This window comes from Pseudomonas putida (genome assembly GCF_028682395.1).
Lineage (GTDB): Bacteria > Pseudomonadota > Gammaproteobacteria > Pseudomonadales > Pseudomonadaceae > Aquipseudomonas > Aquipseudomonas putida_AB.
This window is the reverse complement of the sequence record NZ_JANHLC010000001.1, coordinates 1,005,173-1,031,569: the sequence shown is the minus strand read 5'-3', so window position 1 is coordinate 1,031,569 and position 26,397 is coordinate 1,005,173. Positions and strand designations below refer to the sequence as shown.

20 protein-coding genes are annotated in these 26,397 nt (G+C 62.2%); 11 read left to right on the top strand and 9 right to left on the bottom strand.

Translation table 11 applies throughout. The annotated features are described in order from the left end of the window. The first annotated feature begins 86 nt into the window (after positions 1–86). The 4 genes from NPS46_RS04845 (at position 87) to NPS46_RS04830 (ending at position 8,322) form a co-directional block, all read left to right on the top strand. Positions 87–1,769, top strand: coding sequence for a fatty acid--CoA ligase (locus NPS46_RS04845; RefSeq protein ID WP_274105271.1), 1,683 nt, complete (start codon positions 87–89; stop codon positions 1,767–1,769). Between the two features lie 323 nt (positions 1,770–2,092). Beyond that, entirely contained in the window at positions 2,093–3,979 is a 1,887-nt protein-coding gene (locus NPS46_RS04840) for a DUF1302 domain-containing protein (RefSeq protein ID WP_274105270.1), read from the top strand. 30 nt (positions 3,980–4,009) lie between these two features. Further along, positions 4,010–5,374 (top strand): DUF1329 domain-containing protein, encoded by a 1,365-nt coding sequence (locus NPS46_RS04835; RefSeq protein WP_274105269.1) that lies wholly within the window; start codon positions 4,010–4,012, stop codon positions 5,372–5,374. A 206-nt stretch (positions 5,375–5,580) separates the two neighbouring features. Further along, entirely contained in the window at positions 5,581–8,322 is a 2,742-nt protein-coding gene (locus tag NPS46_RS04830) for a LuxR C-terminal-related transcriptional regulator (protein WP_274105268.1), read from the top strand. A gap of 38 nt (positions 8,323–8,360) precedes the next feature. On the opposite strand, the gene NPS46_RS04825 is transcribed toward NPS46_RS04830, so the two are convergent. From NPS46_RS04825 to NPS46_RS04805, 5 genes are read right to left on the bottom strand one after another with little or no spacing between them, the layout of a single operon-like run. After that, a complete protein-coding gene (locus NPS46_RS04825) occupies positions 8,361–9,965 on the bottom strand; it encodes an MBL fold metallo-hydrolase (RefSeq protein WP_274105267.1) in 1,605 nt (534 codons plus the stop codon). Between the two features lie 44 nt (positions 9,966–10,009). Further along, positions 10,010–10,399 carry a hypothetical protein gene (locus tag NPS46_RS04820; RefSeq protein ID WP_274105266.1) on the bottom strand — a complete coding sequence of 130 codons (390 nt, stop codon included), beginning with the start codon at positions 10,397–10,399 and terminating at the stop codon, positions 10,010–10,012. A 58-nt stretch (positions 10,400–10,457) separates the two neighbouring features. After that, positions 10,458–11,150, bottom strand: a complete 693-nt coding sequence (locus tag NPS46_RS04815; RefSeq protein WP_274105265.1) for a hypothetical protein — start codon at positions 11,148–11,150, stop codon at positions 10,458–10,460. After that, positions 11,140–11,499: a hypothetical protein gene (locus NPS46_RS04810; protein ID WP_274105264.1), complete on the bottom strand. Its 360-nt coding sequence runs from the start codon at positions 11,497–11,499 to the stop codon at positions 11,140–11,142. The genes NPS46_RS04815 and NPS46_RS04810 overlap by 11 nt, the downstream gene beginning before the upstream one ends. Further along, the gene (locus tag NPS46_RS04805; protein ID WP_274105263.1) at positions 11,496–12,002 is read right to left on the bottom strand and encodes a hypothetical protein; all 507 of its coding nucleotides are present in this window, start codon (positions 12,000–12,002) and stop codon (positions 11,496–11,498) included. The genes NPS46_RS04810 and NPS46_RS04805 overlap by 4 nt, the downstream gene beginning before the upstream one ends. 198 nt (positions 12,003–12,200) lie before the next feature. On the opposite strand from NPS46_RS04805, the gene NPS46_RS04800 reads away from it, so the two are divergent. Continuing rightward, complete coding sequence (locus NPS46_RS04800) at positions 12,201–13,682, top strand: DUF2235 domain-containing protein (RefSeq protein ID WP_274105262.1); 1,482 nt, start codon at positions 12,201–12,203, stop codon at positions 13,680–13,682. Positions 13,683–13,701: 19 nt separating this feature from the next. Here the strand turns inward: NPS46_RS04800 and NPS46_RS04795 are convergent, their stop codons facing one another. The 3 genes from NPS46_RS04795 to NPS46_RS04785 all read right to left on the bottom strand — a co-directional run bounded on the left by NPS46_RS04795 (position 13,702) and on the right by NPS46_RS04785 (position 17,105). Continuing rightward, complete coding sequence (locus NPS46_RS04795; RefSeq protein ID WP_425312697.1) at positions 13,702–14,724, bottom strand: AraC family transcriptional regulator ligand-binding domain-containing protein; 1,023 nt, start codon at positions 14,722–14,724, stop codon at positions 13,702–13,704. Positions 14,725–14,734: 10 nt separating this feature from the next. After that, positions 14,735–15,649 carry a GGDEF domain-containing protein gene (locus NPS46_RS04790; RefSeq protein ID WP_274105260.1) on the bottom strand — a complete coding sequence of 305 codons (915 nt, stop codon included), beginning with the start codon at positions 15,647–15,649 and terminating at the stop codon, positions 14,735–14,737. Between the two features lie 64 nt (positions 15,650–15,713). After that, entirely contained in the window at positions 15,714–17,105 is a 1,392-nt protein-coding gene (locus NPS46_RS04785; protein WP_274105259.1) for a purple acid phosphatase family protein, read from the bottom strand. Between the two features lie 474 nt (positions 17,106–17,579). On the opposite strand from NPS46_RS04785, the gene NPS46_RS04780 reads away from it, so the two are divergent. From NPS46_RS04780 to NPS46_RS04760, 5 genes are all read left to right on the top strand, one after another. Next, positions 17,580–20,069, top strand: a complete 2,490-nt coding sequence (locus NPS46_RS04780) for a TonB-dependent receptor (RefSeq protein ID WP_274105258.1) — start codon at positions 17,580–17,582, stop codon at positions 20,067–20,069. 59 nt (positions 20,070–20,128) lie between these two features. Beyond that, the gene (locus NPS46_RS04775) at positions 20,129–22,027 is read left to right on the top strand and encodes a phytase (RefSeq protein ID WP_274105257.1); all 1,899 of its coding nucleotides are present in this window, start codon (positions 20,129–20,131) and stop codon (positions 22,025–22,027) included. A gap of 79 nt (positions 22,028–22,106) precedes the next feature. Continuing rightward, entirely contained in the window at positions 22,107–22,817 is a 711-nt protein-coding gene (gene tolQ / locus NPS46_RS04770; RefSeq protein WP_274105256.1) for a protein TolQ, read from the top strand. Between the two features lie 13 nt (positions 22,818–22,830). Further along, on the top strand, positions 22,831–23,274 hold the full coding sequence (gene tolR / locus NPS46_RS04765; protein WP_274105255.1) for a protein TolR: 444 nt from the start codon (positions 22,831–22,833) through the stop codon (positions 23,272–23,274). 3 nt (positions 23,275–23,277) lie between these two features. Next, positions 23,278–24,066 carry an energy transducer TonB gene (locus NPS46_RS04760; protein ID WP_274105254.1) on the top strand — a complete coding sequence of 263 codons (789 nt, stop codon included), beginning with the start codon at positions 23,278–23,280 and terminating at the stop codon, positions 24,064–24,066. A gap of 148 nt (positions 24,067–24,214) precedes the next feature. Here the strand turns inward: NPS46_RS04760 and NPS46_RS04755 are convergent, their stop codons facing one another. Further along, on the bottom strand, positions 24,215–25,303 hold the full coding sequence (locus NPS46_RS04755) for a YkvI family membrane protein (protein WP_274105253.1): 1,089 nt from the start codon (positions 25,301–25,303) through the stop codon (positions 24,215–24,217). Between the two features lie 425 nt (positions 25,304–25,728). Here NPS46_RS04755 and NPS46_RS04750 point away from each other — a divergent pair, with 425 nt between their 5' ends. Next, positions 25,729–26,373 (top strand): MBL fold metallo-hydrolase, encoded by a 645-nt coding sequence (locus NPS46_RS04750; protein ID WP_274105252.1) that lies wholly within the window; start codon positions 25,729–25,731, stop codon positions 26,371–26,373. The last annotated feature ends 24 nt before the right edge of the window (positions 26,374–26,397 follow it).

The window sequence follows — 26,397 nt, the reverse complement described above, 5'->3', positions numbered from 1 at the left end:
ATTCCTTTGGCTGATTTGGCGGCTTGTCGAGGGTTTTAGAGTGCACCTCTTCCAGCCAAGACCGTGCAGTCAGAAAAGGGACTCTTATGTTGCAGACTCGCGTTATCCCGCCAGCCGACGGCGCCTATCGATACCCGCTCCTGATCAAGCGGCTGTTGATGTCCGGCACCCGTTACGAGAAAACCCGCGAGATCGTTTACCGTGACCAGTTGCGCTACACCTACCCGACCTTGCTCGAACGTGTAGCGCGCCTGGCCAATGTGCTGTCCGAGGCCGGCGTCAAGGCGGGTGATACCGTGGCGGTGATGGACTGGGACAGCCATCGCTACCTGGAGTGCATGTTCGCCATTCCCATGATTGGCGCCGTGATCCACACCATCAATGTCCGGCTTTCGCCGGAGCAGATTCTCTACACGATGAACCACGCCGAGGACCGCTTTGTCTTGGTCAACAGTGAGTTTGTCGGGCTCTACCAGGCGATTGCCGGGCAATTGACCACGGTCGAGAAGACCCTGTTGTTGACCGATGGCGCCGAGAAAACCGCCGAGCTGCCCAATCTGGTGGGTGAATACGAACAGCTGCTGGGCGCCGCGAGCCCGCAGTACGAGTTCGAAGACTTTGACGAACACTCGATTGCCACCACGTTCTACACCACGGGTACCACCGGTAACCCCAAGGGGGTGTATTTCACCCATCGCCAGCTGGTGCTACACACCATGGGCGTGGCGACGATCATGGGCAGTATCGACAGCGTGCGCCTGCTCGGTACCGACGATGTCTATATGCCCATCACGCCGATGTTCCACGTGCATGCCTGGGGCCTGCCGTATGTGGCCACCATGCTCGGGCTCAAGCAGGTCTACCCCGGGCGTTACGACCCGGAATACCTGGTCGAGCTATGGCGCAAGGAGCGGGTCACCTTCTCCCATTGCGTGCCGACCATCCTGCAGATGGTGCTCAATGCCAAGGGCGCCCAGAACGTGGATTTTGCCGGTTGGAAGATCGTGATCGGTGGCAGTGCGCTGAACCGTGCGCTATACGAGGCCGCCAAGGCCCGGGGCATCCAGCTGACAGCCGCCTATGGCATGTCCGAAACCGGCCCGCTGGTGTCCTGTGCGCACTTGAATGCCGAGTTGCTGGCCGGCAGCGAAGACGAGCGCACGACTTATCGGATCAAGGCCGGTGTGCCGGGCCCGCTGGTAGAGGCGGCCATTGTCGATGGCGAAGGCAACTTCCTGCCGGCCGATGGAGAATCCCAGGGCGAGTTGGTGCTGCGCGCCCCCTGGCTGAGCGAGGGCTATTTCAAGGAACCGCAGAAGGGCGCCGAGCTCTGGGCCGGCGGCTGGCTGCACACTGGCGATGTGGCGACCCTGGATGGCATGGGGGTGATCGATATCCGCGACCGGATCAAGGATGTGATCAAGACGGGGGGGGAGTGGATCTCGTCCCTGGACCTGGAAGACCTGGTCAGCCGGCATCCGGCCGTGCGCGAAGTGGCCGTGGTGGGTATTGCCGACCCGCAGTGGGGCGAGCGCCCGTTTGCCCTGCTGGTGGTACGCGAAGGCCATGTGATCGGGGCTCGGGAGCTTAAGGAGCACCTCAAGCCGTTTGTCGAACTGGGCCACCTGAGCAAATGGGCGATCCCCAGCCAGATCGCCCTTGTTACGGAAATTCCCAAGACCAGCGTTGGCAAGCTCGACAAGAAACGTATCCGCCTCGACATCACCCAATGGCAGGCCAATAACAGCACCTTCCTCTCCACCCTCTGATGCTGTTTACCGCGCCCGAGAGGGCGCGGCACCTACCCCAAGCAAGCGCTTGGCTTGTGAAATCCGAATAATCAGCCATTCTTTGCCGCGCCAGCCATCGCTGGCAGGCAGTGGATTGTCGCAGGCTGTAAATCACACTTTAGAGGGATCAAGCAGTACTTCCTGCTGGATATAGTCCACTTAAGGATTTTCAGAAGCGTGACAGATCGGGGGAAGCCACAGGCTGACACGGCAAAAAAAGTACGGGTGCGTACCCAGTAACTTTTTCGAAATATTTCTGAAAATACTCACCGCCATAACAATAAGCACATGGAGTAGCGTCGATGACCTCAGTAAACCAGTTCTGGCGCCGGGCAAAATTGCCTTTGGCCGTCAGTCTCGCCTCTACGCTCGCCGGACCCGCATTCGGCGTCAGTTTCAATATCGGTGAAATCGAAGGTCAGTTCGACTCGTCCCTGTCGGTGGGTGCCAGTTGGTCGACTGCCGATGCGAACAAGGACCTGATCGGCGTCAACAACGGTGGTCGCGGCCTGTCGCAAACCTCCGATGACGGCCATCTGAACTTCAAGAAGAACGAGACCTTCTCGAAGATCTTCAAGGGTATTCACGACCTGGAGCTGAAATACGGCGATACCGGCGTATTTGTCCGTGGCAAGTACTGGTATGACTTCGAGCTGAAAGACGAAAGCCGTCCGTTCAAGGACATCAGCGACCACAACCGCAAGGAAGGCGCCAAGTCCTCCGGCGGGCAGATCCTCGATGCGTTCGTTTATCACAACTACTCCATTGCCGATCAGCCTGGTTCCGTGCGTTTTGGTAAGCAGGTGGTCAGCTGGGGCGAGAGCACCTTTATCGGTGGCGGTATCAACTCGGTCAACCCGATCGACGTGTCCGCGTTCCGCCGTCCAGGCGCCGAGATCAAGGAAGGCCTGATCCCGGTCAACATGTTCTATGTGTCCCAGAGCCTGACCGAGAATCTCTCGGCCGAGGCGTTCTATCAGTTGGAATGGGACCAGACCGTGGTGGATAACTGCGGCACATTCTTCTCCTCTGCCGACGTGATCGCTGACGGTTGCAACGACAATCTGCGGTTATTGAGCAAGCGCTCCTATGTAGGGGGGTTGAGCCCGTTTGCACTTCCCACTCTGGCTAATTTTGGCGTCGATATCAATGAAGAAGGCACCCGTGTTCCACGTGGCGCGGACCGTGACGCGCGTGACAGCGGGCAGTTCGGTGTGGCGATGCACTATGTATTCGAGCCGCTCGACACTGAGTTTGGCGCTTACTTCATGAACTACCACAGCCGTGCACCGATTTTCAGTGGGCAGGCTGCACCAGGGTCGCTGTATCAGTTTATCGGAGGCGGTGGTCTGGGCGGGCTTTCTGGCTTGGCACCTATCGTCATTGCAGCTAACTCTAAGTACTTTATCGAGTACCCAGAGGATATTCGCCTGTATGGCTTGAGTTTCTCTACCACCTTGCCTACGGGTACGGCGTGGAGCGGTGAAGTTAGTTACCGGCCAAATGCACCGGTACAGCTCAATACCACCGATATTCTGTATTCCGCCGTAAGGCCGCTGGGCGGGGCACTCAGCAACGCATCTTTGCTGACCGGAGTCCCCGGTCAAGACCTTAACGGCTATCGCCGCAAGGAAATCACCCAGTTCCAAACGACCTTGACCCACTTTTTCGACCAGATTATGGGAGCAAGCCGTTTGACTTTGGTGGGTGAGGTGGGTGTTACCCATGTGGGTGGCCTTGAAAGCACATCTGATGTTCGATACGGCCGTGACCCAGTGTTCGGGCCTGGCGCCTTGCCAAATGGCACTTGCGCAGGTCTAAACGCTACAACAATTACCGGTGCCGGCGCCGGCGCATCAACCAAGAACCGTTCACGCAACTGCAATAACGACGGCTTCACCACCGCCACTTCCTGGGGCTACCGTGGCCGGGCTATCTGGGAGTACCCGGATGTCTTCGCCGGTGTAAACCTCAAGCCGAGTGTGGCTTGGTCCCATGACGTTGATGGCTACTCGCCTGGTCCTGGCGGAAACTTCGAGGAAGGTCGCAAGGCGGTCAGCCTGGGTCTGGATGCCGAGTACCAGAACACCTACACCGCGAGCCTGTCGTACACCAACTTCTTCGGTGGCCGTTACAGCACCGTGGATGACCGTGACTTCCTCGCTTTCAGCGTTGGCGCGAACTTCTAAGCACACTGACTTTTCAGGAAGAACCAGAATATGAAAATAACCAAGAGTCTGCTGCAAGTCGGAGTGCTTGGCCTGTCCCTGCTGGCGACCAGCGTAATGGCCGCCGTTTCGGCCGACGAAGCCGCCAAGCTGGGTACGACCCTGACGCCGATGGGCGCGGAAAAGGCCGGTAACGCCGATGGCTCGATCCCGGCCTGGACGCCGCTGCCGAAAAACGCCGGTACCGTCGACGCCAAGGGGTTCCTGTCCAATCCATACGCCAGTGAAAAACCGCTGTTCACCATCACGGCGCAGAACGTCGAGCAGTACAAGGACAAGCTGGCACCGGGGCAGTACGCGATGTTCAAGCGCTACCCGGAAACCTTCAAAATGCCGGTCTACACTTCCCATCGCGGTTCAACCGTGCCGGATGAGGTGTTCGCCGCCATCAAGGAAAACGCCACCAAGACCACCCTGGTCAGCGGCGGCAACGGCCTGGAAAACTTCAAGACCGCTATTCCGTTCCCGATTCCGAAAACCGGCGTGGAAGTGATCTGGAACCACATCACCCGTTATCGCGGTGGTAGCGTGACCCGCCTGGTGACCCAGGCAACGCCACAGGCGAACGGCTCCTACAGCCTCGTCTACTTCCAGGATCAGTTCGTCTTCCGCGACAAGATGAAGGACTACGATCCGGCGAACCCGGGCAATATCCTGTTCTACTTCAAGCAGAAAGTGACCGCGCCGGCGCGTCTGGCTGGTGGCGTGCTGCTGGTCCACGAGACCCTCGATCAGGTCAAGGAGCCGCGTTCGGCGTGGGTCTACAACGCCGGTCAGCGTCGTGTACGTCGTGCCCCACAAGTGTCCTATGACGGTCCAGGTACTGCAGCCGATGGCCTGCGGACCTCCGACAACCTGGATATGTTCAACGGTGCACCGGATCGTTACGACTGGAAACTTGAAGGCAAGAAGGAGCTGTACATCGCTTCCGACAGCTACAAGCTCGATTCGCCGACGCTTAAGTACTCCGACATTATCAAGGCCGGTCATATCAACCAGGACCTGGCTCGCTACGAGCTGCGTCGTGTCTGGCATGTGGTCGCGACCCTGAAGGAAGGCCAGCGCCATATCTATGCCAAGCGTGACTTCTTTATCGACGAAGACACTTGGCAAGCAGCGGTCATCGACCACTACGACGGTCGCGGCCAACTGTGGCGCGTCGCCGAAGCCCATGCGCAGGATTACTACGACAAGCAAGTGCCGTGGTACACCCTCGAAGCCCTCTACGACCTGCAGTCCGGCCGCTACCTGGCCCTGGGCATGAAGAACGAAGAGAAGCAGGCGTATGACTTTGGCTTCACCGCCAGCACCAGCGACTTCACGCCGGCTGCGCTGCGCCAGGAAGGGGTGCGTTAAGACCCTGCTGTAACCAGAGGCCGCATCCTCTGAAAAACGCCCCGACTGGTTCGGGGCGTTTTTTTTGCGCGGTGCATAGGCCCAATGAATACTGGCTATGTGGCCATTATCGGAAAAATTGTCGCAATTACCTTCAAACCGGGGGCTTTTAACGCTAGTCTGCGGACATCTGCAATGCCGACAATAGCCTTTAACAAGAGCCGGCTATGACTGATCTGTCCCGTATTCCAGGGCTGCAAGGCCCTGTTATTCCTACGTTGGATGGTCGTTTTTTCCGACCGCCACTGCCTGATGGCCATGTATTGCGACCGCGCCTGTGCGAGCGGTTGAGTGCGGGCCTGAGTGGGCGTCTTTTGCTGGTCTGCGCGCCCGCCGGCTTTGGCAAGAGTTCGCTGGCGGTGGAGTTCTGCCAGAGCCTGCCGCCGGCCTGGCAAAGCCTGTGGCTGGGGCTCAGTGCGCGGGACAGTGATCCGGGGCGGTTTCTCGAACGCCTGCTCGATGGCTTGCAGCAATATTTCCCCCAATTGGGTGGGCAGGCCATGGGCCTGTTGAAGATGCGTCAGCGTCATCAACCCTTTGCTTTCGAAGAGTGGCTGGACGAGTTGCTCGACGAGCTGGGCGCCTGCCTGTCGCACAGCTCGCCGTTGCTGCTGGTGCTCGACGACTATCACCTGGCCCAGGGCGCGGTGCTCGACCGTTGCCTGCAATTCTTCCTGAATCACCTGCCGGGCGGCCTGCTGGTGCTGGTGACCAGCCGCCAACGGCCGGACTGGCATCTGGCGCGCCTGCGCCTGTCCCAACAGCTGGTGGAACTCCACGAACAGGACCTGCGCCTGACGCCTGGCGAATCCATGGCCCTGTTGGATCGCCACAGCAGTTCGTTGCAGGGTGAAGCGCTGGAGCGCTTGATCGAGCGCAGCGAAGGCTGGGTGGCCGGGTTGCGCTTCTGGTTGCTGGCGGCTTCCGAGGCCGGTGGGCAGGATGCCTTCCCCCTGGCGCTGAATGGCGGCGAAGGGTTGATCCGCGACTACTTGCTCGAAGAGGTCATCGACTGCCTGCCCGCCGAGGTCCAGGCCTTTCTGTTCGACACCGCGCCCCAGGATCGTTTTTGCAGCGAGTTGTGCGATGCGCTGCGCGAGTCCCATGACAGCGCGCAGATTCTGAGTTACCTGCAGTCCCACCAGGTCTTTCTGGTGCCCCTGGATGAAAGCGGCAACTGGTTTCGCTATCACCATCTGTTTTCCGATTTGCTGCGCAGCCGGCCGGCGGTCAGTGCCGTGGTGCCGCTGTCGAGCCTGCACCTGCGGGCCTGCCGCTGGTTCAGCAGCCAGGGCCTGCTGGACGAGGCCGTGGAGCAGGCGCTGCGCGCCGGCCATCTGGATGTGGCGGCCAACCTGGTGCAAAACCTTTCCGAAGAGCAACTGCTGGCCGAACAGAACGTCGGCATGTTGCTGCGCTGGAAGATGGACTTGCCCGACAGCCTGTTGATCAGCACACCGCGGCTGATCGTGCTCTACAGCTGGGCGTTGGGCATGGCCTGCCAGCTCGATGCCGCCGAGGAGTTGGCCAGCCATTTGAGCCGGTTTTTACCGGCGCCGTCGGCCACTGCGCAGAAATCCATGCTGGCCCAGTGGCTGGCGCTTAGCGGCGTAGTCGCCCGCGGGCGCGGGGACAGCGCGCGGACCCAGGCGTACTGTGGCGAAGCCCTCGACAGCCTGCCGCACAAACGTTACGGGCAGCGTCTGGTCTGCCTGTCGACCTTGTCCAACCTGGCGATTGTCGACGGTGACCTGTGGCGCGCCCGGGGCCTCAATCGCGAGTCCCTGGAGTTGGCCCAGCGTGTCGGCAACCCGTTGTTTGAAGCCTTGGCCCATTACGACCGGGCCCGGGTGCTGCAAGCGCGTGGTGAGATTCTGCGGGCCCAGGAAGAAGTGCAAGTGGGTCTGCAACGCTTGCAGGGGTTGTCCGGGCAGCGGCTGTATGCCGCGCGTGCGCGCCTGAGCCTGTATGAAGGGTTTTTGCTGAGCTTGCGCCTGCAACCGGAAGCCGCGCGTGCTCGTATGCTCGTCGGGTTGGCCGAGGCCCGGGCCTGTCGGGATATCAGTGTGCTGATCGGGCATTGCGTGATTGCCACCCTGGACGGTCGCTTGGGCGATTTCCCCCGGGCCTTTGCCGAACTGGCCGAGGCTGAGCGGCTGATGCATATCTGGGACGTGCCACCGATCTACTACCTGGCGATGATTACCCTGATCAAGTGCGAACTCTGGCTGGCCCAGGGCCGGGTTGATCTGGCCGAGGCCTGGCTGACCCGTCTGGGCCAGACCTACAGCGGCGAACAGCCCGCCGCCGCGCCGGAATTCCACCCACGACTGCCGCAGCATATCGAACTGCAAAAAGCCCAGCTTGAAGCGATTCAGGGGCAGACCGCCGCTGCCGAACAGCGTCTGCGCGCCCTGTTGGAGTACAGCCGTGCCAGTGGCGTACAACTGCTGGCAGCGATGGCCTTGACCCACCTGGCGCGTCTGTTGCTGGCGCAAAACCGTGAGAGCGAAGCGCGCCAGTGCCTGGCCCAGGCCCTGAATGCCTCGATTGGCGGAGGGCTGTTGCCGTTCTGGGAATTGCTGCGTGACCACCCGCAGTGGTTGCGCGAACAGCTCAACAGCAGCCCCGATGGGCACTTGCGCCGCAGCCTGCAAGCGCTGTTGCCGGCGGCTGCCCCCGTGCGCGAGGCCGTCGAGCCGTTGGCGCCCATTGAAAACCTGAGCAGCCGTGAATTGGCGGTGTTGCAGTTGATCGCCCAGGGCTGTTCCAACCAGGAAATCAGCGAGCAATTGTTTATTTCCCTGCACACCGTAAAAACCCACGCCAGTCATATCAACAGCAAGCTGGGCGTCGAGCGGCGTACCCAGGCGGTGGCCCGTGCCAAGGAGCTGGGCGTGCTGGCCTGAGCCGCGGCGCGCTGGCTACGGCCAGCTTGCCGGGTTGATCACGTCTGGCTGAGCAGTGCACGCAGGCGCTCCACCTCTTCACGCAAGTCGCGTTCGGTGGCGCTTTCTTCCATCACCAGGCCGCTGTCGAGATTGATCCAGCGGGCGTCGCCAATCTGCACGTTCGCGACCCTGCGCTCGCCCGGCCGCTGGGCGTGCGCCCGTTGTTCGATGGCTTCACGCAAGGCCTGCTTGCCCTGGACGTTGCCATGGTTGAGCAGGACCGTGGTCGGTCGACCCGTGCCGTAGCCATCCGTGCGAAAGAGAAAATCGAGCAGCATGCCCTGGTCGGCATGCGCCGAGTAGAACGCCGACATATCCACCACCTCCGCCAGCCCGGCTGTGCGCGTGGCGTCATCCGCACACTGCGGCGTGGCCCGGGCCATCAGTTCCGCACCCCTTGAACCAGGCGACTGGTAGCCCGTAAGGATCACGGTATTGCGCGGGTCGTTGCCCCAGCGCTCCAGGTAGCCGGTCACCGGGCCGTGATCGCACATGCCGGCGCTGGCGATGACCACGTCGCTCTTGTAGTTGGCTGGCATTGCGGGCTTGAGCAGGGTCACTTTTCCCCGGGTACCGACGTCATGGTCCTGGCCTTCGACCAGCTTTTTCAGCAGGGCTTCGATGGCCTCGCCCTCCATGCCCAGCGCCGTGCACAGGCGCTGGTTGAGGTACTTGAATTTACCATTGGGTGAGCGGCTGCACAGGTTCTGGGCGTAGACCCGGGTCACGGCCCAACCTAGCGGCGCATGCACACGGGCCGTGACGGGGCGGTTGGGCAGGTGGGAGCCCGGCGCGCCAGTCTGCATCCACTGCAGCACATCCATCAGCAGTTCCTGGGTGCGGTGCAGGGAAAAAGCCGGCAACAGGACCTTGCCGCCCTTGTGCAGCAGCGTGTGGGCGATCACCTCGCCCAGCCGCTGCAGACGGGTCGCGGCGCATTGATGTTCCGGCGCGCGAGCCCGGGCGCCATACGTGGACTCGACCACGATGTAGTCGAGATCGGCGTAGGGATGCTGGCCTTCTTTCATCAACGGCAGGTAAGGGTTGTCCTCGGACTGGCAGCCGATATCGCCACTGAAGCAGATGCCTTTGTCACGCTCGCCATCGGGACCTGGCACGCGCCAGGACAGGCTGATCAGGCAAGCCCCAAGAATATGGCTGCTGCGCAGATAAGCCATACGCAACCCCTGTGCCAGGCGAATGCCCCGGCCCCATTTGAAGCCGAGGTCGTCATCCAGCACGCTCCAGCGGATGGCAAGGACTTGCTGTTCGGTAAAACCGCCCGAGACTCTGGCCGCGTCCAGCAGCATGACTTCGCTCAGTTCTCGGGTGGCACGCGTGGCATAGACCAGCCCGCGGAAACCTTCGCGGACCAGGCGTGGTAGCAAGCCGCAATGGTCGATATGGGCGTGGGTCAGTAGCACGTACTTGAGCTTTGCGGGCTTGAACGGGAACGCCTGAGTGTTGTGCCAGAGCTCGCGCTCGTCACCCTGGTGCAGGCCGCAGTCGACCAGCAGCTGCGTGTCCGAATCGGTGTGGTGCAGCCAGGTACACGAGCCGCTTATGCCTTCGATGGCGCCGACGAATTTCATTTTCAACATGGGATGTTCCTTGAGGGTTGGGTGTGCTGGGCAGACGCTCGCGTTCAGCAGGATGTGTCGGGCGGGTCGGGGAGGGCAGCGAAATGCCGGGCATAGAGTTGCCGGTAACGCTGCTGGGCGGCGACTCGCTCGCGCAGGTCTGCGGCGCTGGCGACACCCAGCCAGGGGAAGTGATCGAGAAAGCGCCCGAACAGCGTTTCGCAGTCGGCACGGTAGGCGCGGGTATCGAGGATATGGGCCTGCCAGAGGCGCCAGGCGGCGCCGGTCGGCATCAGCAGGTCGTGGGCGTGCCACTGGCAGAGGCTGAGAAAACGCTGATATTCGAGCAAGGCCTCGGGTTCGACCCAAGGCAGGGCGAGGGATCTGCGCCAACGCAGGGGCAGATCAAGTTGCCTTACGGCGGGGGCGAGTGTTGAGAGTGGTTGGGTTGGCATGCTGGGCTCCTGTGTGAACAAGGAGCCAGTCTGCGGATGTGGAATTCACAGAAAAGCGTTATTGGCGCCAATCGTCGAGCAGTTGCGCGACGGCTCTGGCCTCTTCGTATTCACCCACGATCAGTGCCTTCCACTGTTTCAGGATTGGGCTGTCACTGGTCATTTCAAGCGCGGCGACGTGGGCTTTCTCCAGATCACCGTCCAGGTAGTGGGCCATCATACTATCGCCCTGGGACAATATGGCGGTCTGGCTGGCCAGCAGGCGCAGCAGGCTGGTGCTGTTGCTCGGCCCCAGGCCCATCTGCGGCAGGGTAGTGGCAAACGGATTGGGCAGTCGTACCGCTTTAAGGTCGATATCGGCCGCCAACAGGTCGAGAAATTGCAGCAAGGTGGAGGGAATAAAACCCTGGCCGGCGATGCTCTGGCGGTCGATCAGCAGGGTTCTGGCCCACTCGGCATGGCGGCTGCGCTCGGCCGGATCCTGGAACAGCTTGATCACCACTTTGGGCTCGGCGAACACGCCCTGGATCAGCACGGCATTGATCAGGCAGGTCCGATCGTTTGGGCGGACCAGGCGCCTCTTCTTGTCGCTGGCGCTGCCATAGGGAGGATTGACCCAGGTGATCAGCCCGGCACTGTCAAAGGCGTTGCTCAGGGTATTGACGGCATTGCGCAGCGCCGGATGCCGAGTCAGGGTGACCCCCAGCGCATCGCCGACGGCTTGTTGGAGCGTCAGTAGGTCAGGCGCCACAGGATTGATCCAACAACTCACCGACCGTATGGGTCTGTGAAAAAACCTGGGCAAAAATTGAAATCGCTTGCGCCTGTTCGAACCAGTCCTGGGTTTTGCACGCCGCAACGTTGCCAGGCGCCTCGGCGCGGGCGCGTCGGTACTCAATCACCACGCCTCGGCAGTAGCCGGCCTGGAGGGCTTCGGAGACGGAGGTGCGCCAGCCGGCCAGGGTCTTCTGCTCGTCGTGTTTTTCATAGATCGTCACCAGTTCCTGGCAGGCCTCGACCAACTGCATGCCTGAACCCGACGCGGGTTTAGCCAGGGCCAGGGGGCTGACCAGCAGCAACGCGAACATCAACGATTTCATGGCTGGGCTTCCGTGTGGGTAGCAGGGGATGGTGGCTCGGTTGGTTCGGTGGGGGTGGTTGGCGCAGAGCCGAGCAGGGCCGCCGGAGTGGCCAGATAGAGGGTTACCAGGAAGGTGCCCAGCCAGAGCATCTGTTGCAACCAGGCCGGAATCAGCGCGGGATAGCTGCGCACCAGCAATACGCCGACAAGAACCAGCACGGTGGCAACGCCCAGGACCGCAAACAATCGCCAGATTTTTTTCCAAGCGCCATAGCCGAACAGCTCGCAGTAAAAACTGTGGCGACGTTCGAGCAGCATAAACAGGACGATGGCAAGGATCTCGACCTTGGACAGTTCCATCAGGCCCATGCCGTATTCAAAGAGGCTCTTGTAGGTCGCATACAGGCCTACCGCACCCAGGATGGGCAGTAGCAGTGCCAGCAGACCGAGCAAGGCGCGTTGCAGCAAATAGGTGAAACTGCAGTCGAGTACGACCCGCAGGCGGTGCGCGGTTTTTTTCATTCGGTGTCCTTACCGTCGGAGCGCGGAGGCGGTGCGAGGGGGCAATAGTGTGGCGATTTTGCGCTCGAAACGACAGTGGGATAAATGGCTATGGGCCATAGAACCGCGGCTGACTCTCGATCGGCGCACTGGGTTTTGCCGATGGGGCAGGTATTATCGCCGGCGCCATTGACCCGCAATCACGAAGGATCCTGATAAGTGACCGCCTGGAAGCTGCCTGTTAAAACCATCCTTGGGCTTAGCCTGGCCCTCGCGCTGCTCGGCAGCAGTGCTTGCACGACCCTGGTGTCGGGAGGGCGGCAGATCCCTGTGGAGCCGGGCGACTCGGTGAGTATCGAGGAGGCCCACGAAAAGGTCTTCGCCCCCAATATGCTGTTTCAGGACGACCCCCAGCGGGTGCCGGTCCTGCTCAGCTTTGCCTTCGATGGCACCCTTAATGATGAACGCCGGGTACCGGCGGGTGAACGCCCGACCGTGGTTTCCTATATCGCCGGGCGCGTGGCGGGCACGCAATACTACCCGGGTGTGGGGATGCAAAAAGCCCGGGTCGATCCGCTGGATGCGGCGTTGGGTTACACCATGGTCGCCACGGCGCAAACCGCCAGCGAGCGTTTTTTCAGCCAGGCTGAAGTCATTGTGGGCGAACACCCGCAGGCGCAACTGCGGGTGTTTGTAACCGGTTTTAGTCGTGGCGCCGCGAGCGCCCGGCACTTCATGAATATTGTCGACGAGCAATGGCGTCGGCGATTCGCTGCGGCGCAGCCAGGGGACGGGCCGACGCTGCGTTTTTATGCCCTGCTCTATGACAGCGTCTCCACCGGCTATGGCACCGGCATTCAGCTGGCTTTGCCACGCACCCTCAACTATTCACTGCACCTGGTGGCCAGGGATGAGCCGCGCGGCTTGTTCCCCGTGGACATCGATACGCCAACCCGCGCTGACAGCCTCGTCGAGACCTTTTACCCCCGCATCAACACCCTGATTCTGCCCGGTGCCCATTCCGATGTCGGCATGTCGTACTCCCAGGGGCTGGGCGATGAGTACCGGGCCCTGACGGACAGGGTTCTGGCGCAATTGGGGCTGATCCCCGAGACCTGCTTCGAGGTGCTCAATGAGCCGGCGCTCGACGGCAAGCACGATTCGCGCGGCGATGTTGATCGATGGTTGCGAAGACCCGTGGCGGGCGGTGCGACTCCTATTGTCAGGACGATCAGGCAGGTGCCGCCGATAGCGCTGACCCCAGCGGATTCGCGGGATATTCAGCAGAGCCTCGAACGCTTGTCCGCGCCCAATCTGGGCCGGGTGTTCGAGCTGAATCGGGTTGATACGCCGACCTTCAGTTTCACGGCCTTGCGCCAGGGATCGAACCTTGAGTTATTGAGCGTCTCGAAGTCGCTGGCGCCTTCGACCGTCAGCCTGCAGAGCAATGGCGCGGGCGGCGCGGACTTCAAGTTTGCCTTTGGCGTAATGCCCTCGGCCACAAGCCACCTGGTCGTGCCCGCCGGGGTTATTCGCCAACTCAAGCCGCAGGGCTCGGTGGTGGACGTGGTCTACCTGAGAATTGCCCAAGGCAAGCGTTTCTACTTCTACGTTGATGGTGTGGTGACGGACTATGTGGACCACCCCATTATCCAGACCACGTCCGTCAACGAGCGCCTGCGTTGTCGCGACTGGCGCTAGCCTGGCGGAGCGGCCCGGCCTAGCGCCCGAACCATTGTGCCAGTGCGCTGGGGGTCAGCCCGGTCCAGCGTTTGAACGAGCGGCGAAAGTTGGTGGTGTCGCTAAAGCCCAGGTAACTGCAGACCTCGTCGTTGGTGTAGCCCTTGACCTGATACAGATACAGGGCGACATGCCGCCGGACCAGGTCGAGCTGCTGCTGGAAGTGCGTGCCGTGGCGATGCAGCTTGCGCTTGAGCGACGCCGGGCTCATGGCGAACGCCGCCGCCACGCGTTCCAGGTTGAGGGGCTGGCGGATATGCTCGTGCAGATGGTCGTAGAGACGGTCGAGAAAGCTCGACTGCCAGCCCAACTGGCGTAACTGTTCGCTGCAGGCTTCGCGGGCCACGTGGCCGGCGGTGGTCGCGGCGGTCGGCCAGGGGCGGTGGGCATATTCGCGCGGCAGCGAGAGCAGGGTGACCTGGGCCTCGAAGCGAATGTCATCGCCCAGGTGGACCCAGTACTGTTCGATATGGCGCGGTTGTGGATAGGCGCACTGAATCTTCCAGGGCAGGCGTTCACCGCCCATTTTTCGGGCCATGGCAACCACGGCCGTCAGGCAGGTTTCACTGAGAAATGGCAGGGCGCTGCCGGCGCCGCAGCTGTCCAGCCAGTACAGGTGAATCTGCTGGGCGTCGACCAGCAGGCGCGGGGCCAGGAGCGGGCTCAGCAAGGCCTGGAATTCGCATAGCTGCTCCAGGGCCTGGAACAGGTCGCGGGCATGCAGCAGGGTCTGGCTGGCATCGCCAAAGTGGCCCGGTAACAGGCTCTGGCCAAATAGAAAGCTGCTGTCGTCGGCGTCGAGCAGGCGCTGGGTATTGTCGATCAGGCGTAGAAACTGTTCGGGGCTCAGCCGGGCCGAGCCGCGGCGGATGTCCTCGTAGAACACCTCGCACCCGCGCAGCAGCCGATGGCTGTCCAGCCCGCGGGAGAGGGCGAGGTCGATCAGGGTGGCGGGCTGATAGTGCCCAACGATAAAGCGCTGGTCCCGTTCGTAGCCGGTCATGGCGCGCATCTCAGGCGCACCGTGCCGGGCGCGGCTTGGCTTTGGCGATAGCCAGGTTGACCCGTTTGAGCAGTTGTTCGGCGTCCTCGTCGTAGGCCATGGCCACCGCGACGGTGGCGCTCAGGTACAGGCGCTCGCCGTGGCGCTGGGTGCGATGGGCGAGGGCGGCGACAGCCTGTTGCAGGTCCCGGGCAATCAGGCCCGCCTGGGCTTCGCCGGTATTGGGCAGGACCACCACGAAACGGTCGCCGGCCAATCGGCAGAGCAAGTCCTGCTGGCGCAGATTGAACAGCAGCAGTTGGGCGAGCACTTGTAGGACCTGGTCGCCCTCGGCTTCGCCGTGGCGCAGGTTGATGCTGCTGAAGTCATCGATATCCAGGGCCACCAATGACAGCGGTTGCTGCTCGTCGGCAGCCTTGGCCAGCGCCAGTTCGACGTGTTGGCGCAGGTACTCGGCGCCGCCCAGTGGGGTCAGTTTGTCGAGCAGTCGATGGTCGCGAAACAGCCCTTCGCGCTTGCTCATCTGGCGGTTGATGGCTTGCTGTTCCTGGTGCAGGTAGTAGATACCGACCGTGATCAGGAGCAGCCCCACGGGCATCGGCGCGGTTTCCAGCCAGTTGTCCCAGATCGCGTTGTCGGACATGCGAATAAACTCATCGAGCACATCCATCCACCAGGAAAAACACACGCATGCCATGCCGATCGCCAGGATCCGTGTGACTCGGCCGCTGGGGCGGCTGCGCAGCAGCATTACCAGCCACAGCAGCCAGATCAGCCCCGAGCCGCCTTCGCCGAACACGTCCATCCAATTGATCTCGTCCCAGTGCTTGGGGACACCGAAGGCGAGAAAGATTTGCAGACCGAAATTGGCGGCCATCGCCAGGCCGATCAAGGTCAGGGTGTGAAGCTTGAGTAGGGATTTCATCGCGGGGCTCCGAGCCAGGCACACCCCAGCATGCCTGGCCTAGATCACAGAATGTTGACAGGGCTTACTTGGCGCGGGCCGTGCAGGGCAACTGATCCGGGCCCAGGTCCGCGGTGCAGTAGCGCTCCTTGGGCAGGACCTTGACCGGTTCCACCAGGTGCTTGCGGCCCTGGGCATCGCGGCGCAGGTCGAAGGCGTCATACAAGGTGCCGCTGGCGGTGTAGCTGCGCACGGCCAGGCTTGAGGCCTGTACGTCGACGGTCTGGTATAGCTGGGTCGCTTCGGCGCCGCGATCGGGCTGCTTGCCTGCGCGATCGTTGACCGCGTACATCTTCGAACCCGCCACCGAGACCATATACACCGGGCCCTGGACCTTGGCCCGGGCCCGCTTGGCCGCGTCGCGCCCGGCGGCATTGCTCAGGCGGCTGTAGCAGTGGTCGTGGCCTTGCAGGACCAGGTCCACGCGGTATTTTTCGAACAAGGGGACCCAACTCGACTTCAGGGGTTCGGTGTCTTGCGGGCGGGCGCAGGTGTACATGGGCTGGTGGGTGACCACGACTTTCCAGCGTGCCTTGCTGGCCTTGAGTTGCTGCTCCAGCCATTGCGTCTGGCTGTCCTGAGTGCCGAGGTCGAGTGCCGAGGTGCCGTCGAGCACGATAAAGCGCACGTCCTGATAGTCGACCGCATAGGTGGTGCGTTCGGCCCCTGGTGCGCCGTTTTGCGGCAGGGCGAACTGGCGCTGCCAGTGTGGGCCCAGCGTGCGGGACTCGCTGCCGTCCGGGTTGAGAGCGTCGAGGTATTCGTGGTTGCCGCTGGCCGGCAGTTGGGGCACGCCGGCGTAGTGAAAACCGCCGGCCTGGTTCCACTCGCCCCATTGGTCGTCATGGACCAGGTCGTCGCGCTGGGACACCAGGTCGCCGGCATGCACCACCAGCGCCGGGTTGGCGGTGCTCTGCAAGGCCTGGCGGATAGTGCGCGAAGCCAGGGCCAGGATGTCGTTCTGGGTGTCGCCCAGGTAAACAAAGGTAAAGGGCTTGAAGCCCTGGGCGGCGGTGCGGAACTGCAGCCACTCGCTCCACCCCTCGGCGCCTTTGACGCGGTAGGCATAGACGCTGTCCGGTTGCAGATCGTGCAGGCGCACCTGGTGAAACAGGGCAGGGCCGTTTTCCGTGTCCAGGGCCTGGCTATTGCCTTGCAGGGTGATTGCCCGCGGCTCCAACTGCGGGCCGTCGAGGGCCAGGACCAGTTGCAGCTCGCTGGCGCTCTGGCGTGGATCGGTGCGAAAGGTCACGGCCATTTCCCGCGCAGGATTGGCGCCGGGGGTCAGCACGATACGGTCGGCCAGGCCGCTGGCGGCATAGGGCGCGCCGGGCGAATGGGGCAGCGGGGAGGGCTCGGCAAGCGCGTGGCCGATGCAGGATGCCAGCGCGAGTGCCAGCAGGCTGAAACGAGTCATAAAGATTCCTTGAACGCCGCCGCAAGTGGCTGGCTGGGGGCCAAGGAAACAAACGTCCATGACACTTTGGTTACCGGGAGGGGGGTCTATTCAGCCCAACGCAAATGCATTTTTGAAGGGACTTTTTTGCCGACGGCACGTCAGCGACAGGGAAAGGCTTCGCGAAGGCCCTGGCTGCTACAGGCTGTACCCGGCGGCGTAGCCGTCGTGGTTCCCGAGGTATACGGGGGCTGCGGTTTTGCGTGCGCTGCGCCCCCGGATGTCGCCGCTGGCAAGGCCTGTGTGCAGCGGGTAGCGGTAGGCGTTCCGCAAAGGGGGGGTCGTTTAAGCTCAAAACAGTGGGCAACAGCGTCGAAAACAGCGGTTTCAGCGGCTTGGGTAAAAACCTGTCACAGAACTGCCATACGTCACCACTAGCTTGCGCTGCAGTTTCCGCCCCGGTTTGGCGGTTCGACTTCAGAGGGAGCTTTCATCGTGAGCACTGCCAATTGCGCCAGCGCCAAGCGGCGTTTCAAGATCAGTCTGTTGACCCTGGCCATCAGCGCGAGCCCGGCGCTTTGGGCCCAGGAAGAGGGGGTCGAGCATGTCGATGTAGTGGGGCAGGCTGCGGCCATCGATCAGGCCCTCAAGGAGCAGAAGAACGCCGACACCGTGCGCAGCGTGGTGCATGCCGATGGCGTCGGCCAGTTGCCGGACGACAACGCCGCCGAAGCCTTGCAGCGCATTCCCGGGGTGTCGGTGGAGCGTGACCAGGGCGAGGGGCGATTTGTCAGCGTACGTGGCATCAGCCCTGACCTGAACAGCGTCACCATCAACGGCACCCTGCTGCCTTCGCCCGAAGGCGAGCGCCGTGCCGTGGCCCTCGATGTCTTGCCGGCCGAATTGGTGCAGTCGTTGTCGGTGGTCAAGACGCTGACCCCGGACATGGACGCCAACTCCCTGGGCGGCACCATCGAGGTCGAGAGCCTGTCGGCCTTCGATCATCCGGGGCTGTTCTACACCTTCAGCGGCGAGGGTAGCCACGACCAGAACACCGGTCGGGACAGTCCGAAATTCTCCGGTGCGTTGAGCAATCGCTTCAGCCTGGGCGATGGCATCGACAACTTTGGCGTGGCGGCGGCGTTCAGTTGGCAGAAGCGCAAGTTCGGCTCCGACAACGTGGAAACCGGCGGCGCCTGGGACTTTGATGCCGACGCTGCGCGCCTGAACGAAGCCGAGTTGCGCGATTATGAAATCACCCGTGAGCGCACCGGCTTTGGCCTGAATTTCGATTACCGTCCGGATGATTTCTCCAGCTATTACTTGCGCACCCTGTACAGCCGCTTCAAGGACACCGAGACCCGCAACGCCGCGGGCATTGAGTTCGACGATCCGCAGGTATCCGGCCAGCGCGGCGATGGCGAAGGCTGGCGCTCGCTGAAATCGCGGGAGGACACCCAGGAAATCCAGTCCTATGTGCTGGGCGGCGAGCGGATCATGGGCGACTGGACCCTGAGCAGTCAGGTCGGCTACAGCCAGTCCACCGAGAAGGATCCGGGAGGGATTGCCGCAGCCAAGTTTGTCGGCGATTTCACCGATGTCGGCTTCGACGGTACGCGCAAACCAACGCTCTCGGCCGGCGCGGATTTCTACGATCCGGCGTCCTTCACGCTCGATAAAGTCGAGTGGGAAAAGGCCAACTCCCGGGATCAGGAACGCAATATCCGCCTCGACCTGGCGCGCGACTATGACCTCAGCGGCCATGCTTCCCAGGTCAAGTTCGGCGGCAAGGTCAGCCGCCGGGAAAAGCGCAGCGACACCGATGTCTGGGTCTACGACGGCTTCAACAACCTCAGCCTCGAAGACTTCCAGAGCGGCAAGGTCGACTACGGGCTTGGCCCGTTTGGCAACGGCATCAGTGCCGGCGCCATCAAGGACCTGATCGGCAGCATGGACCCCAATGCCTTCTACGATGAGACGGAGTCGCGCATCAATGACTTCAGCATGAACGAGGACATCAACGCCGCGTACTTGATGAACACCCTGGATGTTGGCGACTGGCGCTTTATCAGCGGTTTGCGCTACGAGGGCACGGAACTGAGCTCCAAGGGCACCGGCCTGCGCGACGGCGTCTATGTGCCGACCGACAACAAGAACCGCTATGACCACTGGCTCCCCGGCGTGCATGCCCGCTACAAGCTGAGTGCCCAGACCCAGGTGCGTGCAGCCTGGACCCACAGCGTCGTGCGACCGACCTTCGGTCAGTTGGCGCCCGGCTTTATGATCGATCAGGCCGAAGGCGAGGCGAGTTTCGGCAACCCGGATCTCAAGCCCCTGGAGTCGATGAACCTGGACCTGGGGATCGAGCACTACATGGGCCGCGCAGGCGTGGTCTCGGCGTATGTGTTCTACAAGGACATCGAGAACTTCGTCTACAACACCGATCTGGCCGGCAGCGGTGACTGGGTGGGCTACAAGGAGGCGCTGACGTTTGCCAACGGCAAGAAGGCCCGCCTCTATGGCCTGGAACTCGCCTACTCGCAGAAATTCGACTGGTTGCCGGCGCCGTGGAACGGCCTGCTGATCGGGAGCAACCTGACCCTGAGCCAGTCCCGTGCCGATATCGAAGGCCAGGGCGCCAGTCGGCGCATCGACCTGCCGAACCAGTCCGGCACCGTGGGCAACCTGTCCCTGGGCTGGGAAAACGACAAGCTGAATTTCCGTCTAGCGGGCAACTACAAGTCGAGCTATCTGGTCGAGGTTGCCGGGATCAATGACAAGGCCCATGACCTGTATGCCGATGACCAGTTGTTCGTCGACTTCAAGGCCGGCTACTTCATCACGCCCGACCTGCAACTGACTTTCGAGGCGCAGAACATCACCGACGAGTCGTACTACGTGTACACCGGCCGGCGCTCGTTCAACGCCCAGTACGAAGAATACGGCCCGACCTACAAGCTCGGCCTGACCCTCTCTCACTTCTGATTTTTCACCTGGCCCGCGGCGCGCTGTTGCCGTGGGCGGGTGCCTGACGAGATCTGGCAATGTTCAAAGCAATCCCGTACCCGTTTCTGCTGAGCGCCAGCCTGTTGCTGGCGACTCCCCAGGCATTGGCTGCCCCCACCCTGAGCCTGGGCGAACGCCCGGCGGGCGCGGTGCAGAATGCCCAACTGTTGGCCAGCGAGAGCGCCTGGCCCGGCGCCGAGCGCTTGCTGGCCACCGGCAAGGGCCTGCAATTGGTCAAGGCCGATGGCCGTGTCGTTAGCCAGTTCGAGGGGCGTTTCAAGCAGCTCGATCACCGCGTGCTCGACAAGGCAGTGCTGGTTGCCAGCCTGGATGTTCGGCGCCAGCAGGCGCTGCTGTTGAGCGTCAGCCAGAGTCAGGGCTGGGGTGTGCCGCTGTACCTGCCTAAGCGTGATTTTGCGATTGAAGGGTTGTGCCTGTACCGCGATGCGGCCCGCAACAGCTTTGTGTTTCTGCTCGGTGCCGAGGGCGTGGGCGAGCAATGGTTGGTGGCCGCCGATGATACGCCACTGCCCGCTGCGCAACGGGTCCGTGGCCTGAGCCTGCCGCCGCAAAGCGAGTACTGCCAGGTCGATGACGCCAGCGACGGGCTGTATGTCAATGAAGAGGAGGTGGGCCTCTGGCGCTACGGTGCGGGAGCCGAAGCCCCGCTGGAGCGCCAGCCGGTCGATCTGCGCGCGCCCTTTGGCAACCTGGGCCAGCAGGTCGGCGGCATGGCCGTGGTGCCGGGCGGGTTGCTGGCCCTGGACCCGAAGGCTGCGGCGCTGCATGTCTATCGGCAAGCGGCCGAGGGCTGGAGCCATAGCGTCACGTTGCCGCTCGCCGGTCTCGACGAGCCGCAACAGCTTAGCGCCCGTGTCGCTGGCGATGGCTTCGACCTGTTGCTGCTCGACGAGATGGGGCAGCAACGGGCCCGCCTGAACGGGCTGCTGCCCGCCGTTGCGCCGCGTGCGCCGGTGCCCTATCTGCCGGCCCAGGCCCAGACCGACCCGGTGCCGAGCCTGGGCGATGCCGCCGATGATCCGGCTATCTGGGTCAATCGCAGCGAGCCCGCTCGCAGCCGTGTATTGGGCACGGACAAGAAGGGTGGCCTGCTGGTCTACGACCTGGCCGGCAAACAATTACAGGACTTGCGGGTTGGGCGTTTGAACAACGTCGATGTGCGCAGTGGTTTCACCCTGGGCTCGCGCACCGTGGACCTGGCCGTGGCGAGCAATCGCGATCACAACAGCCTGCATCTGTTCGCCATCGATCCGGCGAGCGGTGAAGTGTCGGCCCTGGGCGAGGTCAAGACACCGCTCAAGGAAATCTACGGGCTATGCCTGTTCAAGGACCCCGAGGGCGCCATCCATGCCATCGCCAATGATAAGGACGGTAGTGTCCTGCAGTACCGCCTGGGTAGCCGCGACGCTCAGGTAGAGGGGCAGTTGGTGCGGCGTTTCCAACTGGCCTCGCAACCCGAAGGCTGTGTGGTCGACGACCACCGGCAGCGCCTGTTTATCGGCGAAGAGGATCAGGCCGTCTGGGCGCTGGACCTGCGCGACAGTGCCAGCACACCTGAGAAGGTGATCGGCGTCGGCGGGCCGTTGCAGGCGGATATCGAAGGCCTGGCGCTGTATCAAGGCACCCAGCGCGACTACCTGGTGATCTCCAGCCAGGGCAACGACCGCTATGTGGTGGTCGAGGCGCAGCCGCCGTACACGCTGCGCGGCTCGTTTGCCGTCAGCCTGAATGCGGCGCTGGGGATCGACGGGGCCTCCCAAACCGATGGCCTGGATGTCACCTCGGCCAACCTCGGCGGGCCCTGGAGCCAGGGGATGCTGGTGGTGCAGGACGGCCGCAAGCGTATGCCCGAAGGGCGCCAGAACTACAAATACCTGCCCTGGAGCCGGGTGGCGCAAGCCCTGGGCCTGGAGTAGGCCGCTGTCATCGTAACGCAACACCGATGTCATCCACTGATGGACACGCCCCGCCTGCTGCGGGGTCAAGGAGCACGATATGCCACACGCACAAGAATCCATGAGCATCTGGGGCCTGATCACCGAGGCCAGCCCCGTGGTCCAGGCCGTGATGCTCTGCCTGCTGCTGGCATCGCTGGCAAGCTGGTACCTGATTGTGCAGCGCAGTTGGACGCTGCGGCGCAAGGAGCGCCTGCAGGGCGCTTTCCTCACGCGCTTTCGGGCCAGCGGCGACCTGGCGGCGTTGTACCGCGAGAGTCAGGAGCAGGCTGGAGAACCGGACGCCGCCCTGCAGCGAATTTTCACCGATGGCTACCAGGCCTATGCCGAGTTGCAGCGCCAGCCGCGCATCAGCCCGGACGCGGTGCTCGACGGGGTCGAGCGCAACCTGTATGTCGCGATTGCCGACCAGGACGAGCGACTGGAAAAGGGCCTGGCGTTTCTCGCCACCGTCGGCTCGGTCAGCCCTTACATCGGCCTGTTTGGCACGGTGTGGGGCATCATGAATGCCTTTCTTGGCTTGTCCCAGGCGGCCCAGGCCACCCTCAACACGGTGGCCCCGGGCATTGCCGAGGCGTTGATCGCCACCGCCATCGGCTTGTTTGCGGCGATCCCGGCCGTGATGGCCTACAACCGTTTGAGCGCCCGGGGGCAAACCCTGAGTGCGCGTTACTACAGCTTTGCCAATGAACTGCAGGCCCGCCTGCACAAACGCCTGCACAGCGGTCCCGCTGTCGCGGCCGTGGCCTGAAGGAGCAACCGACATGCTGGTCAAACCACAGCGTAAACATGGTCCCAAGGCGGAAATGAATGTGGTGCCCTACATCGATGTGATGTTGGTCCTGCTGGTGATCTTTATGGTCACCGCGCCGATGCTGGTGCAGGGCGTCAAGCTGGAGTTGCCCCAGGTCGCGGCGACGGCGTTGCAGGTCGACAGCGATCAGCAGATCCTGACCCTGTCGGTGCAGGCCGACGGTGGCTTCTACTGGAACCTGGGGCCGGACCTCAATATCGAGGAGCAGACCGATAGCGCCGTCAATCTGGAGCAGATGCGTGAAAAGGTCGCCGCGGTAATCGCCCAACGTGGCGATACCCAGGTCTATGTGCGTGCCGACAAGGATGCCGACTACGGCCGCGTGGCTGCCGGGATTGCCGAGCTGCAGCGTGGCGGGGTCAGAAACCTCGGCCTGATTACCGAGGCGCCCTGAACCATGGTCGCCCTGACGCTATCCCCGACCGAACTGCGGCTGACATGGCCCGCCTGGCGCAGCCATGCCCTGGCGGTGAGCCTGGCCGTTGGTGTGCATGCCGGCGTGCTGGTACTGCTGTTGGCCTATCAACAGGAACCGCTGGCGATCCCTGTGGCGGTGCCGGTGATGACCACCCAATTGATCAGCCTGCCGGTGCCGGTTGCCGCGCCGGTCAGCGCGCCAGCGGCTGTGATTGCGCCGCCGCCAGCCCCGGCGCCTTTGCCGGCAGTCGCCAAGCCGATACCACCGCCGGTTCCGGATGCCGCGCTGGCGCTCAAGCGCCAGCAGCGCGATGAACAGCAACGCCTGCATGAGGTCGAGCGCCAGCAGCAACGTAAGCGGGAGCAGGACCGGGAGCGACTAGAGCAGGAGTCGCTGGCGCGCCAGGCCGATGAAAACCGCCAGCGTGAAGCGGCCCAACTCGCCCGGCAACAGGCCGAGCGCGCGGCCAGTGCCGAACGTGAGCGCGCTGCCCTGGCCAGTCGTCAATATCAACCGATCAGCAAGGCGGCCCCGGAGTACCCTCAACGGGCGCTGGATAAAAACCTGCAGGGACAATGCACCGTCAGCTACAACGTCGACACCCAGGGCCGGGTCCAGGACCCCCAGGTACTCGGTGATTGCCACCCGCTGTTTGCCCGCCCGTCACTTCAGGCGGCCAAGGGCTTTCGTTATGAACCGCGGATTATCGAGGGGCGTGCGGTCATGGTGTCGGGGGTCAAGAACACCTTTCATTATCGGATCGAATAGGGCGTGTGGCGGCAGGTCGCGGATGATCAGGGGGGGGATTGGCGGGTTGGCTGCGAGGCAGTCGCCAGTGTTGGCTCACCATCAACAAGCCGCTATTTTGACAGACGCGCCCGCAAGACCGCCGAGCCGAAGCTCGGCGGCGGTTGGGTCAGGAGAGAGGGGTCAGCGCCGCTTTTTTTGCCTTGGCGCTGGCGTTGCCGCGTACATAGTTGAAGCCGATGGCGAGGATAAGTGCGAAGCCAACGTAGCCCAGCAGCGGATAGACCGTGCCCACCAGCTTGCTGAATCCGCCCATGCTCAAGCCCAGGCCGATGCAGACGGTCACAGCGCTGATGGTTTTGAATCGGCCCGACTCGGGTTTGGCAAAGCGCGCGCTGAATGCGAAGAACATTCCCACCGCGGTGCTGTACACCATGCAAACCAGTGCCACAGACATCACCACGGCGAGGACGGGCGAGATGCGTCCCGACAGTGCCAGAGACGGCATTTCAATGCCCTGCAACTGGTTGATATTGGCGAACAGGCCGATGTTCAGCAGCAGGATCAGGGCGCCGAGACCGAGTCCGCCGAGGATGCCGCCGATTGCCGCGGCCTTGGGCTGTTTGGTCATGCCACCGATCACCGCCAGCATCGGGAAGCCGACCGCGATGTTGAAGGAGGCGTACAGCAGGGCACCGACAAACCAGTTGCCGGTCACTGTCTCGTTGTTCTCGCGGGCTACCGTATCGAGGGTCTCGATGGAGGCGTTGTAGCTGAAGATCGAGTAGGTGGTGATGATCAGCACCATGGCCAGCAGGAAAGGCATGACCACGCTGATCAGATTGATGATGCGCTTGACGTTCAGGCAGAGGGTGGCAACCACCAGCACTGTCATCAGTACGCCGCCGAAAAGCGGGGGCAGGTCGTATTGCTGAGCAAAGATTGAGCCGCTGCCGGCCAGCATCACCACACCGACGCCGTACAGGAAAAATGACAAGACCACGTCGACCACCAGGCCAATGCGAGTGCCGAACAGCCTGTAGAGTACTTCCTTGTGGGAGTTCGCTTGCATTTGTGAACTCAATCGAGCGATCTGCATGCCGAGGAAGGCAAATAGCAGGCCGCTCACCAGAGTGCCGACGATGCCGATCAGCCCATAGCCGGTGAAAAACTGCAACACCTCCTGTCCGGAAGCAAAGCCGCCACCGATCACTACAGACATATAGGCAAGCGCAATCTGGATAGATTGTTTATTCATTACGCGATTTCTCATTCTTAGATTTATTAGGTGCATGGAAATAGAAAGGAAACGCCAGCCCACTGTTTCCGTAAAACGACTATCTCCATGGCAGAGCAATAAGCGTCTTCCGCTTATTGGAACGTTCGGGGTACGAACGCCGAGAGCAGTATAGGAAGAGCTATCCAGTTGTTTTCACTATAAAAAATGCAATATCTGGTTAGAGGGTTGGGTAAAAATCGACTTCACTTGGTGTATTTCTCGTGACTGCCGGAATGGGCCGAAATTTTTTTCGGGCCTTATCGATGAAACTGCAAATGATCACTCGTGCATAGAAGGATGAGCGAACCGTCAATCGGTACTAAATAGATGGAGAGGGGGCTAACCGTCACGACGGTTTTGCGTAAGCTAGCGCTTATGTCTCATTCACTTTTTCAGGAACACCCATGGACGTCGCCAAGCCCGCGCTAATCCGCGAAACCTTCCCCGTCGGCCCGTTGCAGTGTAACTGCACGATCATTGGCGACCCATTGACCGGCAAAGCCATTGTCGTCGACCCGGGCGGCAACCACGAATTGATCCTGGCCCGACTGGAGGCGCTGGGGCTCAAGGTCGTCAGCATCATCCACACCCACGCTCATCTGGATCACTTCCTGGCGTCCGGCCAGTTGAAGGAGAAGACCGGCGCGACCCTGCACCTGCACAAGGAAGACCAGTTTCTCTGGGACAACCTGGAGATGCAGTGCAGCATGTTCGGTGTGCCGTATACGCCGGTTCCGGCCCCGGATCGCTGGCTGGCCGACGATGAGGAGCTGGCCTGTGGCTGCGGCGTGGCGCTGCACACGCCGGGACATACACCGGGTTCCATGAGCTTTTGGTTTTCCGAGGCTAAGCTGTTGGTTGCCGGTGACACGCTGTTTCGGCGCGGGGTAGGGCGAACGGACCTATGGGGCGGCGATCAGGCCACCATTGTGCGTTCAATCAAGCAACGCCTGTATACCCTGGACGAAGACGCGACCGTGGTCACCGGGCATGGTCCCGATACCCGTCTGGGCGATGAAATGCGCGAAAATCCTTTTGTCCGTGCCTGAGGCCGGCCTGGGGAATTTTTATCC